At 55.2% G+C, this 17,913-nt stretch carries 13 protein-coding genes; 7 read left to right on the top strand and 6 right to left on the bottom strand.

The window, feature by feature from the left end:
- Positions 1-316: 316 nt before the first annotated feature.
- From RIB44_01215 to RIB44_01190, 6 genes are all read left to right on the top strand, one after another.
- Positions 317-1,129, top strand: coding sequence for a hypothetical protein (locus RIB44_01215; GenBank protein MEQ8615190.1), 813 nt, complete (start codon positions 317-319; stop codon positions 1,127-1,129).
- A gap of 122 nt (positions 1,130-1,251) precedes the next feature.
- Positions 1,252-2,760: an FHA domain-containing protein gene (locus RIB44_01210; GenBank protein ID MEQ8615189.1), complete on the top strand. Its 1,509-nt coding sequence runs from the start codon at positions 1,252-1,254 to the stop codon at positions 2,758-2,760.
- Positions 2,761-2,876: 116 nt separating this feature from the next.
- Entirely contained in the window at positions 2,877-5,105 is a 2,229-nt protein-coding gene (locus tag RIB44_01205) for a bifunctional serine/threonine protein kinase/MFS transporter (protein ID MEQ8615188.1), read from the top strand.
- Positions 5,106-5,141: 36 nt separating this feature from the next.
- Positions 5,142-6,563, top strand: a complete 1,422-nt coding sequence (locus tag RIB44_01200; GenBank protein ID MEQ8615187.1) for a hypothetical protein — start codon at positions 5,142-5,144, stop codon at positions 6,561-6,563.
- 95 nt (positions 6,564-6,658) lie between these two features.
- Complete coding sequence (locus RIB44_01195) at positions 6,659-7,303, top strand: sigma-70 family RNA polymerase sigma factor (GenBank protein MEQ8615186.1); 645 nt, start codon at positions 6,659-6,661, stop codon at positions 7,301-7,303.
- A gap of 5 nt (positions 7,304-7,308) precedes the next feature.
- The gene (locus tag RIB44_01190; protein ID MEQ8615185.1) at positions 7,309-7,716 is read left to right on the top strand and encodes a hypothetical protein; all 408 of its coding nucleotides are present in this window, start codon (positions 7,309-7,311) and stop codon (positions 7,714-7,716) included.
- A 130-nt stretch (positions 7,717-7,846) separates the two neighbouring features.
- On the opposite strand, the gene RIB44_01185 is transcribed toward RIB44_01190, so the two are convergent.
- The 6 genes from RIB44_01185 to RIB44_01160 form a co-directional block, all read right to left on the bottom strand.
- Entirely contained in the window at positions 7,847-9,010 is a 1,164-nt protein-coding gene (locus tag RIB44_01185; GenBank protein MEQ8615184.1) for a rhomboid family intramembrane serine protease, read from the bottom strand.
- 39 nt (positions 9,011-9,049) lie between these two features.
- Entirely contained in the window at positions 9,050-10,576 is a 1,527-nt protein-coding gene (locus RIB44_01180; GenBank protein ID MEQ8615183.1) for a hypothetical protein, read from the bottom strand.
- A 141-nt stretch (positions 10,577-10,717) separates the two neighbouring features.
- Complete coding sequence (locus tag RIB44_01175) at positions 10,718-12,355, bottom strand: hypothetical protein (protein ID MEQ8615182.1); 1,638 nt, start codon at positions 12,353-12,355, stop codon at positions 10,718-10,720.
- A 31-nt stretch (positions 12,356-12,386) separates the two neighbouring features.
- Entirely contained in the window at positions 12,387-13,220 is an 834-nt protein-coding gene (locus RIB44_01170; GenBank protein MEQ8615181.1) for a glycosyltransferase family 2 protein, read from the bottom strand.
- Between the two features lie 141 nt (positions 13,221-13,361).
- A complete protein-coding gene (locus RIB44_01165) occupies positions 13,362-14,153 on the bottom strand; it encodes a Nif3-like dinuclear metal center hexameric protein (protein MEQ8615180.1) in 792 nt (263 codons plus the stop codon).
- Positions 14,154-14,301: 148 nt separating this feature from the next.
- Entirely contained in the window at positions 14,302-16,956 is a 2,655-nt protein-coding gene (locus tag RIB44_01160; protein MEQ8615179.1) for a hypothetical protein, read from the bottom strand.
- 204 nt (positions 16,957-17,160) lie between these two features.
- On the opposite strand from RIB44_01160, the gene RIB44_01155 reads away from it, so the two are divergent.
- Positions 17,161-17,907, top strand: coding sequence for a sugar phosphate isomerase/epimerase family protein (locus tag RIB44_01155; GenBank protein ID MEQ8615178.1), 747 nt, complete (start codon positions 17,161-17,163; stop codon positions 17,905-17,907).
- Positions 17,908-17,913: the final 6 nt, after the last annotated feature.

Here is a 17,913-nt window from a genome sequence, read left to right as displayed (position 1 = left end):
TAATAAGCACACTATTCTAGGGTTTTCTCGATGTCAGACAACGCGAACCTCTCAGGGACGCGGATTCACTGAACTCCTACGCTGCCTCGGTAATCCAGTGCTGCGATGCTGGTAAAAAAACCTGAAAAACTTCCCAAGATCGTCGCAGAGCACTCGAAAGCCCTATTAGACGGCCACTCTAGGCAACTTCCTGAGTGCTGTCTGACGTACAACCGCTGCGATTCGGGGGCCTCATTACCCTTGGCACCATCGAGCGGGCCCATCCGTTTGGGTACTTACGACCACCAGTTTTTTTGGAGTTTTGGAGGCGAGAGCCATGTGTAAGAAATTGATTTATGGAACAGTCACCACGGTCGTCTTGGGCTATCTGCTTTTCGGCAACCAATGGAAAAGCTATGTCGGCACAGGCTACGAGCGGGTCACTCAATCGGTCAAAGAAAGCGTCCCCGTCGAATTTGAGATCGATCGGGCTCGCAAAATGGTACGCGATCTGGAGCCGGAGATTCGCCGTTCGATGCACGTGATCGCCAAGGAAGAGGTTGAAGTAGCCGAACTCGATCGTCGCATCGAGAAGGCCCAAGCCAAAGCCGACAAGGACAAGGCCGACATCATGCGACTGCAAGCCGATCTGAAGACCGGCAAGAACGTCTTCCGTTATGCCAGCAGCACTTACAGTGCGGATGAAGTGAAGCAGGACCTCGCTCGCCGCTTTAATCGCTTCAAGACTTGCGATGCCACGCTCGGTAGCCTGCAGCAAATGCGTGACGCCCGTCAACGTAATCTGGAAGCCGCCCAGGCAAAGCTCACAGCCATGATGAGCTCGCAGCGTCAGCTTCAAGTCGAAGTGGAGAACCTGGAAGCCAAGCTCAAGTTGGTTGAAGTCGCCGAAGCTTCGAGCGATTTCCAATTCGACGACAGTCAACTCGCTCGCGCTAAAGGTCTCATGCACGACATTCGCACACGGCTAGATGTCGCCGCAAAGCTCGCCAATGCCGACGTGAACTTCGTCGAAGAGATTCCTCTCGACGAGACGACGCCTGATGACATTACTGAGCAAGTCGCGGACTACTTCCTGATTGAAGAAGCTGGCGAGACTTCGCTGGCGAAGGTCAGCCTGTCTGTTGAATGACCAATGACCAAGCCTTAATGACCAATGCTTGGGAGTCCCAACCCGAGCATTGGTCATTGGTAATTTGGATCTGGTCATTTCTGTGTTCGCTCGCCTCTCACCTCTAGCCCCTCACAACTCCCATGTATTGGCGACTTCAACTTCGAACGGCAAGGATGGCGGTTGCGGAAGGTCGCTGGGACGAGGCAGTCCGCGCCCTAAGCGACAAAGGGCTGCGTGAATTCCTACCCGCCAAGCGACTCTCCCAAGAGTTGGCCCACAAATTACTGGCAAGGGCCGGAGAACGAATTGCTGAAGGAGCCAGTAGTGCAGGGTGGCGCGATCTTGATCGTGCAGCCAACCTGGGGGCGAAAGAGGAAGACCTCAAACAGTTTCGCATCTCACAACAGAATGAGCGGCTCGAGAAGGTTCTTCACTGGCTTGCGATTGGGGACACCCAAAGTGCCCAGGATGAGCTTGCCCGAATGAAACGACGACGCTTGGCGAGCGGAACCGCGAAGGTGTGGGCGAGCATCACCGCGAAAGTCGCCGCCGCCCAGCAATGCTCAGCCAAAGGAGAATTTCGCAAAGCGGTCGCTCACTGGAAAGCAGCAAAGGATCTCTTGCCATCGGACAGTTCTGCCCCGACAACCTTAGAGCCGGCAACCACAGAACTGGCTAGTAACATTGAGGAGTCGATTCGCGTGGCCGAAGAAAAGGGAAAAGAAACCCACGAACTTGAGCCTAAGCTGCACGAGCAGATCTCTGCCGGACAATGGAGCGGGGTCCTCGCGACCGCCGATGCTCTGCTAGAATTAGCTCCGTCCCATGCGGCTGCCCGTCGGGCGCGTCGCAAGGCCTGGAAAGCAGTCGGTATGGAGGTCACCCGTGCCTACCAGGGACCTCCCGCTGGACAACTTGGCGGACATGTCGCTTCCTTGCAACTCCGCCGACCTGCTAAACGCGAGCAGAGAGCCAGTTGGAAACCCAATCCGCAGAAACACAGCACCCAGAAGCCCGTCAGTGCCAAGAGCGACACCGTGACACCTTCGCAATCCAACCAGCATTCAGGCCCACGCATGGTCGCTTGGATTGACGCAGTCGGCGGCTATCTCGTGTGTTTGGGAGACACGATTGTCTTAGGCCGGCCCGATCCGGTCGGCGGTGTTGATGTGCCGATCTTGGCGGACCTTTCGCGACGCCACGCTGTCATCCGACGCGAGGGTGGCGACTACGTTCTGGAACCTCGAAACAAAGTGACCATCAATGGAGTCAAACTCACCGAGCCGACGGTGGTACACGACGGCGACTCGATTGGCCTCTCCGATGCCGTGGAGCTGAAGTTTACTCGCCCACACGTGCTAAGTGCCACGGCGGTGCTGCAACTGCAAACTCACAACAAGTTGGAACCTGCCGTGGATGGAATTGTCCTAATGGCAGACACCTGCGTTTTCGGCCCTCAGGCCCATAGTCACGTCCGCTGCCGCAAGTGGTCCGAGGAACTGGTGCTCTTCCGACACGGCGACGAACTCAGGTGCCGGGGCAACTCCCCACTGACGATTGACGACGAGCCGGGCGTCGAAGTGGGGGAAATTGCGGAGAATTCCCGCATTGAGGGGGAAGATTTCGCTCTGAGTTTCGAATCACTCTGAGAAGCATCCTTGCCGATTCGCCGAGTAAGCACCCCAGCGAAACCTGCCCGGCTAGAACTAAAACCTTACAAGCAATGAGGTTACAATAGCATAGTGGTTAGGAGCCACGACTTCTCATGCCCGAAACGCTAACCATGAATCCCCATCCCGCCCCGTCTGAGCCTGCCGAGACTGACGTCCCCGACTCTGGGAACAGTCAGCCGCCACGCAAGCCGACGCGATTTACCTACGCCAGCGGGACTCGTCCCCTTGAGGGCTACACGATCAAACGCGGGGTCGGCAGCGGCGGCTTTGGCGAGGTCTACTTTGCCGTCAGCGATGCCGGCAAGGAAGTCGCGCTGAAGCTCATCCGACGGAATCTAGAAGTTGAGCTCCGCGGCGTCAAGCAGTGCTTGAATCTCAAGCACCCCAACTTGGTTGCGCTGTTCGATATCCGCACCGACGATCTCGAAGATCAGTGGGTCGTGATGGAGTACGTCTCGGGAGCGTCGCTCGAAGACATGATCGAGCGTTACCCTGAGGGGATGCCCAAAGACATGGCGCTGGCGTGGTTCGAGGGGATCGCCTCAGCCGTCGCCTACCTTCATGATCACGGCATCGTGCATCGCGATCTCAAGCCGGCCAATATCTTTATCGACGAAGGCCGCGTAAAGATTGGCGACTACGGACTCTCCAAGTTCATCTCCTGCAGTCGTCGTAGCGGACAAACCGAAAGCGTCGGCACGGTCCATTACATGGCCCCTGAAATCGCCAACGGGCGGTACGGGCGGGAGATTGATACTTACGCCTTGGGGATCATCTTCTACGAAATGCTAACCGGGCATGTTCCCTTTGAAGGGGAGAGCGTCGGCGAAGTGCTGATGAAGCACCTTACGGCTGAGCCTGACTTTACGGTGGTCGAAGAGCCTTACCGCCAGATCATTCAAGGCGCGATGGCTAAGGATCCCGATAAGCGAATCAAGAGCGTCGCCGAGATGCTCGCGATACTGCGTGCTGATGGCAGCTTGAAGAACGTCGCTGGCTCGACCGCCTTTGCAGCAGCAGCCATGGCAGGTTCGCCTGCCGCAGGAGTTGCTACGGCCGCGGGGACCGATCCGGGCGAGCCAGAGATACACCTTCAATCTCAAAAGGCTGACACCGCGGATTACTCAGGCGAGCCCGTGAATGATGCCAAACCGATCGAGGACGATTACTACACGGACCTTGATTTTCCCGTCGAGCCGATCGCTGCCGGCGTGATGCGTGGCGTGGATAACATCGGTGCGCGACTCGGCTTTCACAATTGGGCTCCCGTTCAAAAGATTGCCGGATTCTTACTTCTGGTGATCGCCCTGGTCGCTACCGGTGCTTGGATCCCCTTGTTTTTTGCCTGCTGTGTCTATGGCTTTTATTGGGTGATTTGGGCACTGCTGAATCCCCCGCACAGAGAGCGCACTTTCACACGACGCGACCGACCAAGATCACACCCTGCTGGGCAACGCGAGTTCACCAGTCACCGTGAACCCGGCGGCGAGCCAGGAAGCATCTCGAGCTTCGAGCCGCAGAGTGTCGAGTCGTTCCTCGGAGCGGAAGCACCCTCAAAGCCCAAGCAACCCACCTACACAAAGTCACCTTGGAGAAAACGGAAGAACCAAGGTTGGCGTCATGCTGCGTATCGCGAACTGGCGGACCGCACGCTCCGCCAACGAGCAAGTAGCTTGTTCGGCGCGCTGTTGAGCTCTGCCATCGTCGCATCAGTGACGGCACTCGTCGCCTGCATTTTCTCTGGTGCTAGCCATGCGTCGCTGGAGCTGTCCATTTGGACGGTCTTGACAACCATACTGGCTAGTTGGGCTGTGATCGTGCCAGCTAAGTTGACCGAGGGACGGTTCGAGGACCAGGCGCCAATGCGATTCATCATGCTATTCTCAGGAGCTTTGCTTGGATTGTCTGCCTATGTGCTTGCCCAAACCCTCATGCTCGATTTGCCTGTGAATCGTAACTTCGTTCCCGGCCCTCACGACACTTTATTTGCAGGTCTGCTTGGTTGGACGAGCCCCGAGTTGAAGCAGGGCTACTTCGACCGAGGTGCCGTTTCACTGCCGTTAGCCATGTTCGCCTCGTACTTCACCATCCTGATGGTGGGCCTGCGGTGGTGGCGCCATGCCGACTACACCCGCAATAGCCGCGTCAGCGTGTGGTCGATCGCGGTCTGCGGTGCTGCGAGCTGGGGTCTGAGCCTCATCACCTGGTTCCCGCAACCCGTGGGGATGATCGTCGTGATGGCCACTGCGTTCACAGTGCAGCTCACCTCTCACTGGATGCCACCCAGTCGCCGGCGTGAGCTGGCGGGAGAGGTGGTCTAAATGGTCGCTCAGGCACTTAGCTCACCTTCCTACTTGATGACTGCTGCCACAATTCTAATGCCGTTGGTATTTATCCTGTTGGGCGTTGCGATTCTTTACCATGTGCTTCGTTGGCTGACAGGCACGCCGATGTCAGCGGGAGTACTCGGGAGAATCGCCGCTGCAGCACTTGGTATGTCTGCCATTGTTGGCACTTCAGGACTATGGTACTTCAGCGGTGAGTATCACGGGGCAACCTCTGCGGGCGTCAAGCGTCAATCAAGGCCACTCACGAACACTGCTGAGATGGCACAGATTTACAATGAGGTCCTCGTCAATCCATCGACCGTCATCGCGGCGCAGGACGATCCGCTTCAGAAGTCGAACGTCGAAATCGCCCCCGCGGAGGACGAAGAAGCTGCCGTTACCTATTCCAATGCGGCAGGTGCTGCACCGACCTATGTTTCGACCAGCACACGCTTTAGCTTTGGGTTTCTGTTGCTGTTCCCCCTCGCCCTGATCGTCCTGTTCGCGTTGTGGCGGCACTTTGGAAAAGAAGAGGAACACGCAGACGATCGCCCATCCGCATGGGGAACCGTGGGTTCAGTACTGGGGTTGTTGCTCATCGGCAGTGTATTTTTCTGGCTCAGTGCTTCCCGAACGAGCCAGCGAGTGGTTCAGGAAGCGCGAGCGGTGGCTGACACTCAAATGGCAACTGCTCGAGCTGCTCAGGCACAGGGTGCAGCCGCCGTTGCGAGCATTGATGAGCTGCATGAAGAGCTTACGAAACCGCGTATCCAGCTCGAGGAACCCAATGACAAAGCGAATGACAAAGCGGAGGAAGCATCCGCCGCGGAAACTGCCCCGAATGCCAAAAAAACTGACGAAGAAGATCAGCCGGTCACGGCCGAGCCACCAGCGGCTCCTCCAAGCTGGGTAACAAATCCTCCCAAACGCACTGGCAACGTGACGAGACGCGTGGTCTCTGCAGGGCCCTTTAAGACGACGTCTGACTGCTACCGCCAGATTGAAAGAAAGCTTGAGGAAGCAGTCGTCGTCCACCTTCAAGAACTGGTCCGTTCTCAGCCCGCCTTCAACCAGGGGCACGTTTCCAACCTCAGGCGGTACAACATCACTCCACAAACAATTCTCCGCGTTTTATGTCCTCCTGATGGGGAATATATCGAGGTTTTGGACACCTCGGTGGGGGAAATGAAAACGCTGCACGTTTTAATGGAGTTTGGTCCTGAGCAAAACGCCTTTCTGCTTAACCAGTGGCGAGACTACGAGCGTCTCGATCGCATCTTTGGAGTCACTGCCTTCGCAGGATTGACCTTAGCCATCATCGCAGGCGTGTGGGGGCTTCTTTGGCTCGATACTTTTACACGTGGCTATTACACGAAGCGCTTGTTCCTAGGCGTTCCAGCGGCGATAATCGGAGGCATCTGTCTGATCGGGCTCATCGCTGAGAACATGTAATTCTTCTAGCTATGTTTCGCCCGCTGCCGAAGGCGAGACACGCTGAAAACCTCGCCTTCGGCAACGGGCTAAACGACTGTATAAGCTGAACTTTCATGACCACGTCTCCTGCGAATCCTGACGCCCTACTGGTCGAGGCGATTCGCGCTGGAAAACCCGACGCTTGGACTCGCTTGATCGGGCAGTACGAGGGGCGCCTGCTGGCATTTGTCGAGAGCCGTCTCCGCCGCCGTGCTGCCAGCGAGGATGTCGTCCAAGATACGTTCATTGGCTTCTTGACGAGCCTTCCTAACTACGACGTCCGTCGCCCGCTGGAAAGCTGGCTGTTCACGATCGCCGCCCACAAACTGACCGACTATCTGCGTCGCGAAGGGCGTCGTCCCGCGGTGCCTTTCTCCTCTGCCGACGGCTCCAGCGGCAATTGGGAACCCGAGGGTAGAGCACGTCACGCGAGCAGCATCGCACGAAGTGCCGAACGCCGACGACTTGAAGACGAGGTCCTCGCCGACGGCATCGAAGCCCAACTCAATAAATGGAGAGAGCAGGGTGATTGGGAAAAAGTGAAATGCATGGAGATGCTGTTCGTCGTCGGACGCGGAAATAAGGAGGTCGCTGAAGCGCTCAGCTTAAGCGAACAGCAGGTGGCGAACTTTAAGTACGATTTTTTGGAGCGACTACGAAAATTCATTCGTACGGAGCGATTGAATCTCGATGTTTTCCCTGAACTTGCCAGCAAGTGACCGACATGAGCTACACCGACGCAGAACTCGATGCCTTTCTTGACGAAGGTCTTGCCGCGGAACAGATGGACTCCATTGAGCAGGCAATCGCTTCTGACGCGACGCTGGCCAAACGAGTTGCGGAAACAGCAGGTCGTAGAGACGCTGGTCTTCACACACTAGGGGCCATTTGGCGACGGCACCGATTGAGTTGCCCCAGTCGCGAACAATTGGGAAGCTTCCTGATGGGCGTCCTGCCGAAGGAGGAAGCTGCCTATGTTGCCTTCCATGTCGAGACCGTCCATTGCCGTCGCTGCCAAGCCAGCGTTGCCGATTTGAAAGAACAGCAAGCAACCGCGAACTCGAAAGACGCCGATAAGCGCCGTCGGAAATACTTCGAGACGAGTGCTGGTTATTTGAGTCGTGAGGAGTAGTTGGTAGTTCCGCCTTGAGGCGGCTCAACGTAAAAAATCAACAAGCCGCGCGAGCCAGCCCCAATATCATGGGGCTCGCGGGCTACCAGCTTCGAACAACAGCCGCCTAAAGGCGGAACTACGAACTTTCTCACCAATCGTCGTTATCGATTTCGACGACCCCTTGCTCGATCTGGTGCTTGGCGGCTACTACGATCTTTTTGAAGAGCTTCTGATGCGGCTCGGCTAGGCTGTTCTTGTTGAGTGGTTGTAGTAGTTCCAATGCACGATTTGGCTTCTCCAGCTCCATCAGGCAAATCTGTGCGAGTTTCAGTCGAACTGCCTGGGAATCTTCCGGAAAACGCTCGAGCAGCTCTGCCATCACTGGAGCCGACTTGGCCCATTCTTGCTTCTTGTGAAGGCCGACGATCAGCGCGAGAAGCTGTTCACGACTGATGTCCAACGACATGCCTTGATCAATCATGCGGCGGCGCAGCGCGATGGCCTGCTCCGGCTGGCCGATATGGAGATACGCTTCTAACTTTTTTTCCGCTTCAAGTCTCTTGCTATGTTGCACCGCGGCAAGTCGCGCCGGATCAGCTTCCTTTGCTGCTTGACGTTTCTTTTGCTTCTCAGCGCCGTATTCGCCGCTCCAATACGAGAAGAGATCGTAATCTTCGCAATCGACCATGTTGCGTTTCAGCATGACCACGCCGAGGATTCCCCCTAGAAAACCACCCATCAAGTGCAGAATCGAACTACCAGCGTAGCCGCCAAAAATGAGCCACATCGTGATATCAAGACCGACAAAAAACGCAGCGAACACGCCGACCATCACTTCAAACGTGAAGACAATGAGAAATGCAAACCAAACGAGTACGTTGATATTGTTCACGGGAGCCCAGATGCAAGAAATGACCATCAAGCCAAAAATACCGGCGGAGGCACCTAATGAGCCGGGGGTGACACCTGAGTAACCGCTCATCACGACCTGTTCCAATGCGGCTTGTCCGATCGCGATGGCGAAATAGACACAGAGAAAGCGAAGCCAGCCAAGCTTCCCTTCGACAATCAAACCGAAGACCCACAAAAAGAACATGTTGCCTAGCAAGTGGCCGAGGTCAGCATGCATGAATCGCGAAGTGAACCATTGGACGGGATGAACTCCCGTGCCGTATTCCAGAAGCCAACCATCGTCCACATAGATAGGCCCAAAGGCCGCACAAAGAAACAAGACGACATTCGCCACAATCAATCCGACGGTGGCGAACGGCAAGTGATAGAGCGGAGCGTCAACCGAGTAGGGAAAGATCATCGAATAACTGCCGAGAGCGGGCGATGAGTACCTGCGAGCTCACAGCATAATCGACTCGAACGGCGACCGCCAGAAAAGCTGGTTGGGAAACAGCGCCTTCAGAGTGCCTGCAAGTTCACCGCCGGTACCTGCTTCTAATGTTTCTGAAATTTCATCGGGCCAGCGACGATTCAACAGGAGAAGATCTTGCAACTCTTGCCAAGTCGCCACGATGGCATTGGGCGAAGGTTCGGCAATTGGCTCAATGCGTGCGCTGCGTCGAGTGAGTTTTAGCCGAAGTCCGAGGACGTCGTTCTGCGGTTCGCTCAAACGGAAGTCAATCTCCACAGGACGCGGTACTTCTGCTGAGCGGGCTTGTGCATGAAAAAAGGCGTAGTGCTTTTCCACCCACTTCTGTGGCGAGAGCAGCTTTGCCATCCAAGCCCCGCCCGGTGTCGTCGCATCGCGTATCCACTCCCCACCTGCTGTGACAAGCAGCTCGTGGAGCGGATCGGACGGAGAAGTATGAACGGCGACAAAACGATGGTCGCGGTCGATCGCGTCCTGGCAAGCGCGTCTGAGGAGTAAAGCACTCGCCGATTCATAGCCTGGCAAGGTGAAGAGTTCGACAATGCAAGAATCACGCAACACAGCGTACCCAACGGTCTTGTCGACTCCGTCCTCCGAGTCGACTGCTACCGCTGAAGAATCATCGACTGAGACCGAATGACTAGGCGAATCGAATCGCGAAGATTTGCCAGCCGGCTTACCTAGCCGATGGTCGTAGACAACGAGTATGTGATCGTGCGCTTTTCGATTCGCAAGCCATTGCCAGTGAGCCTCACTACGGCCAAGTGTTCCCCAACCCTGAGCAGCGACCTTTTCATACAAATGACGAATACTGTCCAACTGAAAATGGCGCCAACTTGCAACCTCAAGCCGTGGCTTTCGACGACGTTGCGTTACTTCTTGTGCTTCTAGGTGCGAGAGCACAGATCTTGTATTCGCGCGGGTGTGCCCCTGGTTCCTTAGTCGAGTCCAACCCTGCCTACCGAGCTGTTCTTGCTGGTTCGATCGCAGGAAAGCGACAACGGCCCCCTCGGCAGTGGCAAGTTGTTCTGCTGTTTCTAGTAATTCCTGGCAGTAGCCGCTGTTGGCGAACTCGGGGAAAGTCTCAAGCTCGGTAAAGTCTACGATCGGTAGCCGCTCTCCTGCGAACCATCCGGCCTTATGGCTAACCCTTAAGTGGGCAACGATCTCCTGACTCTTCTTGACGATCAGTCGATCACTGGCCTGATAGTTAGGATAGTCGAGCCGGCTTTGAAAATCGGCCTGCAACGAGATCTGCTGAACCCGGGAAAGGAACTCCGAGACAAGCGGGTGATCTCCTTGATTGCAGGCAACGATGCGCGTCGCGGCATCGATCTGCTTTAGACAATCGGGTGCAGAAGGAGAGCTTCTGTGAATGCCTTGATTCGTATCATTGTTCGATGGGACGCGAAACGGAGTCGCTGCCGCCTTACCGACTTGTGCGGCATCGACTTCTCCGGCATCGACTTGCGACCTCGACTCAGCGGGGGTCGGCATCGGGTGGCTCACTTTGGGTTTGAGGAGGGTCGTCCATCCTCGCGAATCTGAGCACTTGTCTTCCAAGACAAAATGTCAGGCTCCACGCGCGACGCCGCTCTCCCCAAGCAAACGAAGCGTTCAGATGTGACACAAATGAGCCTAAGATATTGACGTGCGAAAATCTAGTAAAAACTTCCGCAGATCCTCGCGAGGAAATAGGCAAAACGCGTATTCTCGCGAATCAAGAGTGCGGTTCGCCTGATGTTGCTTCCGCATTTCGCCAAGTTCACGCTCAGCGCGTCGCCTTTGCTCGGCGAGTAGATTTTCAAAGGTTCTATTTGCGTCCGAAATCTCAAAATGACGCTCTCGGGGACTGTTGAAGGTGACTGAGGAATCAATTGCCGCAAGCTTCTGCTTTTGTGCCTGCATGAAATTAGCACGCTGATCATCCGACAACTCGCGAGGATCGATGAGCGTTTCGCCGTGGAACTCAATGTCTCGCAGGAATTTCCTCTGCTCGCGCAGCTCGACTTCGCTAACTGCGGGATGATCCACTGGCAGATGAAGCGTTCCTGACAGCACCGCGTACTGCGGAGCTTCTGCTTCTGATAAACGGCGTGCTATCTCGTCTGTGACTTGGTCGTATTTCCCGCCACCGATTCCGTGCAGAAACAGGTCTGCCAAGAACCAGCGGGCGAAGAGAGTCGTGGTCAGAGCCCGAGAGCGAAGCTTCACTCCGACAGTTTCCCATCGCTGGAGCGCCTCCAACGAGAGACTGAAATCCCCCTCCTCTGAGGACGGAAGCATCTCGGCCCACCCCCGTTGATCCGTCAGCTGCCAACCGTCCTCTTGCTGACAAGCGAATAGCGGTCTTCTCTGGGGATCGTCGCGTGACCAAACCCAAAAAGGACACTCCAGCCAATCCCCTTCACGCTGAAGATTTGGCAGGGGCTGGGCGTGGTTCCGCAGCCGATGCGCTCGTCGATAGTCGGTAAGTGCACCGTTGTAGGCTTCGGTGAATACTGGCAGATTTTCAATGAGACGAACGAAAAACGTGCGGAAGACTTCCGTCTGGCAAACAGCGCTTTGCGGCAAGTCGAGTATCTGCAAACCCCAATCAAGCTCCATGCGATGTCTGGCTTGCGAGACCAGCGTTCCCACGTTTCGAGAATCTGACGAGGCTGGAAGTCTTGGCCACCAGGTACTTACGATCGGCTCCTCGACGAATGGCGCAATAGTTTCCATCGTGCGGTCGGGAAACGAGTTCCATAGAGTCGCCTCAGTCACCTCCCGCTCTTCAAAAGGAATAAGTTCTGTGGCTTTGTCCCAGGGAACATACTCGATTCTCGGCTGATCAATCGTGCCTGTTGGAACCCGGATCGATGGGGCAGGGCAGAGGTCGCTATCGATGACCAGATTCAGTGCCAACGAGCCTGCCGCTTCGGCGAGTTGCGAAGCGGCAAAGCTTTTCAGCCACACTCCAGGGTGAACGAGCGCGGGCTGATGCCCGGTCACGATAAGCGTCGCTTCCGCATCGGGATCAGCAACGTCTGCATAGGCACGAGTATGTAAGGCCGCGGCCTGCAAACATTCTCGGCGGGCACGGGTTCTCAGTAAATTCAACTCAAGACCAAAAAGCTGCTGGCTTGATTTCGAGAAGAGATCCCGATTGCTTTGTGCAATCTCAGGCAGGAGTGACCATTCAGGTAGACAGAAGTACTGACCAGAAGCTTCCGGTGCACGATACCGAGCATTCGGGAAGCTTGTAGGGTTCTCGCTCGATAGTTCGTTGGCCATTGGTTTTATTTTAAGGGCCATCGTCCACGTGTTACGAGCCGGAAGCAACCGAGGTGTCTTCTTCGGGACAGGGGCGACAATCGTCGTCCTGGGCAGAGCTATCACGTTGAGCGGCAAAGAGCGAGCGGGTCGATTCCATCGCTCGATCCATCACTTCGTGATAGTAGCGAAGCCGCGTGTCGCTCTCATCCAGGGCACCGCCAAAGGTTCGCTCCTCTTCAAGATAGATCAACGGTACGGACCGTTCGACGATGCGTAACTGATGGGCCGCCGCTTGCACCCACAGTTCCAACGGCATGGCATAGCCCGTTTCCTTGAGGTCGAGCTTCGCTAAGGATTGAACCCGATAGGCTTTGAACCCACAAAACGAATCGGTGAGATTCAAACCGAAACGGCAATTCATCTCCTCGGTGATCTGTAAATTGATTCGTCTTCGATCACGCGGAGCGCTTTTCTTCTTCGCAGCCGGATCGAGATAGCGACTTCCCGAGACAATGTCGACTGGCTCGCTCACCGTGGGGTCGCAAGCGTTGACCAACGCCTGAATTCGCTGGGGTTCGTGCTGTCCATCGCAATCGATCGTGACCAGCACGTCGTAGCGATGCACAATGGCGTATTCGAAGGCCGTCTTCAGAGCCGCACCGTAGCCTTGGTTGGTTTCGTGGGTAACCACTGCAATGTCGTTACGAGCAGCAAGCCTTTCGCCCGTACCGTCGGACGAGCCGTCATTCACAACGAGAATGTCCGAAGCATAGTTCCGTACTTTGTCGAGAACTTCGTCAACGTGACTCTCTTCATTGAAGACTGGCAACGCTGTTAAGAAGCGAAAGCCAGGTTCTTCCAGATCGAGTTCGGATTGATTCATTGCAGATAAGATTTCACGTTGACGTGTGGCATTTGGTGCTTATTGGTTCACGGCATTATTGGCACCTTGGTTATCTGGGTCAAATCTTCTTGCAGAAAGCCGCTACGCAACGCGAAAAGCGAATAGAAAGCGATGGAATCGCTAGAGGCTGCTTACCGGATCGCGATCAGTGCGGCTGGCCCAAACTTCGACATCATTCATTTGATCCGAAAGGTAGTCTGCTAACGTCAAGAGTGCGAATCGCTCGCTGGCGAAGTGTCCCGCCAGGACGAGACCAACGCCTTGTGCCTCGGCTTCCAGGCACGTGTGGTAATTCGTCTCGCCGGTAACGAGCGCATCGCATCCAGCTTGAATCGCCTTTTCAAGAAACGAACCGCCGCTACCGCAAGCGACGCCAATTCGCGAAACTTCCTGCGAAGCGGACCCGACGATTTGAACTCGCTCAGATTTCAAAAAACTAGCAAGTCGATTGGCTAGCTCGCTCAGGGTCAGTGGCTCCCCAGCGATCCCGCTGCGACCGGCACCCACCTCTGGCTCCTCGTCAGAAGCAGGCTCAAGCGGCTGAATCTCACGCAGGCCAAGTCCAATGGCTAAATGTTGGTTGATCCCCGCCTGGGCCGAATCGAATGCCGTGTGTGGACTGTACACAGCGATTCGATGGGCAATCAGTTCAAGAAGCATCTTGCCGGCAGTTGTCGAAGTGGTAATGGCTTTCAAAGGATGAAAGGGAAGCGGATGGTGCGCGACAATCAAATTTGCTTGCCCTTCGACGGCTTCTCGGACTGTCGCGGGGGTTATGGTGAGGCAAGTCATAAGACGCTGCACAGACCAGTCCGGATCACCCACAAGCAAACCGACGTTGTCCCAGTCTTCCGCCAATTCCAGCGGGGCGTAGGTTTCGAGAATCGAAGTGATATCGCTGAGTTGGGGCATAGAACAGTTTTCAGTATTCAGTTTAGGAGGAGCCGTCAGGCGTAAGCCGTCGGGTTTACGTTGATTCTCTGCGTATCCCGAGAGCTTACGCTTCTCTGCTCATCGATCAAGCACTGAAACCTGAAAACCGCCAACTGAAAACGAACCTCTATTGTTCCGCTACGAATCGATGGTTGAGTACTCGGGCCCCATCAACCTCCTCCGCTCGCAACCAGATTTCCTTACCGAGGAGTTGCTCACCGTATTTCAAGCGATACGTCTGCAAATTAACCGAACCGCCCAATTGGAAAACGTGTGTCCGCTGCCTGCGGTGCCCAGGAGCGAATAACAGACATTTGAAGTCCGTCAGTTGCTCGCCTCGATTAACCATTCGCTGCTCGATAATGAGATTTCCTTCTTGATCGAGCCTACTGGTCACGTCCAAGACGATGCGACCGTCCCCAACGTCAAGCTCGCGATAGACACTGAACTTGTAATCTTTGTCACTGGTAACAACGAAATCGAGGCGAATGGGGGAATTTCCGTTGTTGGCATCAAAAGGCAAAGTCAAATCAAAGTCTTTACGTTCTCGACCACCCGCCCCAAGTTTGAAAGGAAGTTCGTACGGACCAACGGTCCATCCCTCAGGCGTGGCCATCGTGAGCACTCCACCAACCCCTTGGCGAAAGAAGTTGCGAAACTCAACACGGTTTTCATGCGCTTTGCCAAACACACTCGGCACATGAAACTTCGCAAACTTGACGGACATCCGCCAGCGAGCGATCGCCGGGTTCAAGCCAGTGACGAATTTAGGAAGAGTCCCTGCGTGGATGACCTGACGATGCTCTCGCAGTTCAGGAACACGTTCTCTGCCCCAGACATCCACTTCGCGAGCGTCTTCTCCTAAGTGAATGACTTCCTCCACGGGATACTCGTTCCAGACAACCATAATGACATCGTCGTCAGCAGTCCGAAAAACTCGATTCTCGCTACCGCTTGGTAACTGGATCTGCCCCAAGTACTTGGCACCTGACAGAAGCGAAGCAGTTGTTCGCCACGGCAATAATAAAACACCGGGAGTGCCATGCGAGGTCATCAGTCCGCGTTGATCATCAAACGGATGTGCAGCAAAGGCCGCGTGCGCGCCGTGCATCTTTGCAGCCAACATTTGCTCAACGAGGTCTCGAGCACGTGTTTCAAGATCGTACTCGTCGGCAGAGAGCGGTTCGATAAGTACCCAACGATTGACCCCTGGGCGGCTGGGCAAGTCTAAGTAAGCCCCGATTTCCTCACCTGTTAGTGGTGGGTCCGCAGCAAATTGAACGAACTCCCATGTCGGCAGCTTGCTACTTCCCTGGGCGATCATCCATTTCCAGCCAATCCCTAGCTTGACATCTTGCCCAAAGCGAAAGAGTGCTTTGCGTAAAGCTGCCAATTCCTCTTCTAGGTCAGGCAATCCGGTAAAACTCCAATCGTGGTCGTTCCCGAGTTGCCACCAACGCACGCGTAAGGAAAGCCTCGTTAAAATCGGGTCGAGCGAGGGTAGCCAAGCAGAGGGGTCGCTAGAGAGCGCATCTGCAATGGCTGTCTTATCGGCGATTTCTTGCGAGAGCTCTGTTCCTGCTGGCGGACGATCAACGACCGCAACGGTTTCGATGTCTTTTGCCGAGAGTTGCTCCGTAAAGATCACCAGTTCTTCGATGGCATTGGGAGCTGTTGAATTATTCCAGACGGGTAGCTTCAGCCAATTGATAGCCACATTTGGTAACAGAAGCCCCAGTTCCTCATAGTCAAGCGGTGTCTCTCCGTTCGCCAATGACCAGCCAAATTCACCCACGGCTTTTCGTTCGAGGGGGGGTACAATTGCCAGATTGACTTCGTGCTTCTTCAGAGGGCCGCGTTTGGTCTTCATCGTGACACGAACCCGGTAGAAGCCATAGTCGGTGATATCAGGCTTCCATGAGGTTGTTCCCATATAGCTCGCTTCGGGCTCGCTGCGTGCTCCGTCAAACTTCGAGGGTTCGAGAAACTCGGAAGCTTTATGGATTTCATCGGTAATCAATCGCCCATCGAGTTGCACCCGATTGTTACCGAGCTTCAAGCTACTGGCATCTAGTAATTCGAAGAGAATATCTGGGTCCTGCTCGCGAATTCCGGAAAGCTCGCAGGTGATCTCAACATTTTTCGGATCTGTATATACATTCGAGGGACTGTTTGTGCGGACAACCATCTTCGGCATCCGGGCCAACCATGTGTCGTCCAGGGAAACTGTCCCTGTCAGATCAGCTCGCTTGCCTTGCTGAAACTCAAGCACGAAGCGAGCGTATTCGACTCGTACATCCTGCGGATTGACGGGGCCTAGGGTGCTCAGTTGCCATCCATGTGTCCGACGAATCCAGTCACCGTGGGTTGTCTGGATGACTTTTTGCTCTCCATCGCAAAACTCAATACAAACCCGGGCTCGTCCGTGCTGGATTCCCTCAACTTGGAGGTTGGCTTCTCCCACGTAGCCAAATTTTGAAGAAACTGCGATCAACGGACTTTCAATCCGCACGTCGCCCCCATTGGCACGAATCGTCAAAGTACGCGCTGCCTTGGCGAAGCTGTCTTTCACCAGATCGGCTTCAACATAGTGGGGCAGTTTGGGGCCTGTCACGCGTGTCCATCGATCAGGCCAACGATCGAAGTTCACATCCCAAGCTTTCCCAAAGTCGCAGTAGAAAACCGGTACCGCATCGGTCTGTCGGCCATGCAGATCGACTTGGTCGCCCGAAGTAGGGGTCGCCAAGGCAAGTGCGATCACAAGTTTGACCAGAGAAAACATGGGGAGCTATGAGTTTTCAGTTAGCAGTTTTCAGAGTTCAGTGCTTGATTGAAACCAACGACAAAGTTGAGAATAGGCCGGTAACTCAGAGCACTTCACACTGCTCGGAAGCACCAGCAGCCGTGAACTGAAAATTGAACACTGACAACTGAAAACCGCATGCTTCCCATCGCCCTGCAGACCTCGTGCCTTGCGCCCCACACAATGGGCAACAAAAGCATCAAGAAAGCATTGCACACTGCAGCTCAACTGGAGTACGACGGCGTGCAAATCGACACACGCCGCGAACTCCTCCCGTCCGAATTATCCGCAACCGGTCTGCGACAGTTTCGGAAGATGCTGGATGATCTGAATTTGCGGGTTGGATCCGTGACGTTTCCAACGCGTCGGGGCTACGGGGACCCCGCGGACCTTGATCGCCGTGTGCAGGCCACGCTGGAAGCAATGAAGCTCGCTTCAGAGTTGAAAGCGAGAACGATCATCTTGCTTTTCGGCGAAGTGCCTGAGCTGGAAAGCCCACGGTTCTCAATGCTTGTCGACGTGCTAGAAACCCTCGGAAGTCAAGGCAATCGCTTAGGGGTCAGCATTGCAGGTCATGCTCCCAAGGCCACGAATACAGAGCTGGAAGCCCTCATGAACGCCCTGCCGGAAGGCACCTGCGGACTCGACCTGAATCCGGCTGAGCTGATTGCACACGGCCATAGCCCGCAAGAGTACGCGGAGTCTCACGGCGCACATATCCGACATATCTACGCCAATGATGCTGTTCAAGGCTTTGGTGGTAGCGGCAGCACAGATGTTGAACTGGGCCGCGGCACCGCCGACGTGCCTGCATTGCTCGGGATGTTGGAAGAACACAACTACCGGGGCTGGGTAACGGTCCAGAGAAACGATTCACCCAATCTGCTGGGAGATTGCTCCAACGCGGTGAAGTACCTACGGTCGCTGTGACCGATT

The sequence above is a fragment of the Lacipirellulaceae bacterium genome (assembly GCA_040218535.1).
Lineage (GTDB): Bacteria > Planctomycetota > Planctomycetia > Pirellulales > Lacipirellulaceae > Adhaeretor.
This window is presented reverse-complemented; position numbering and strand designations above follow the sequence as displayed.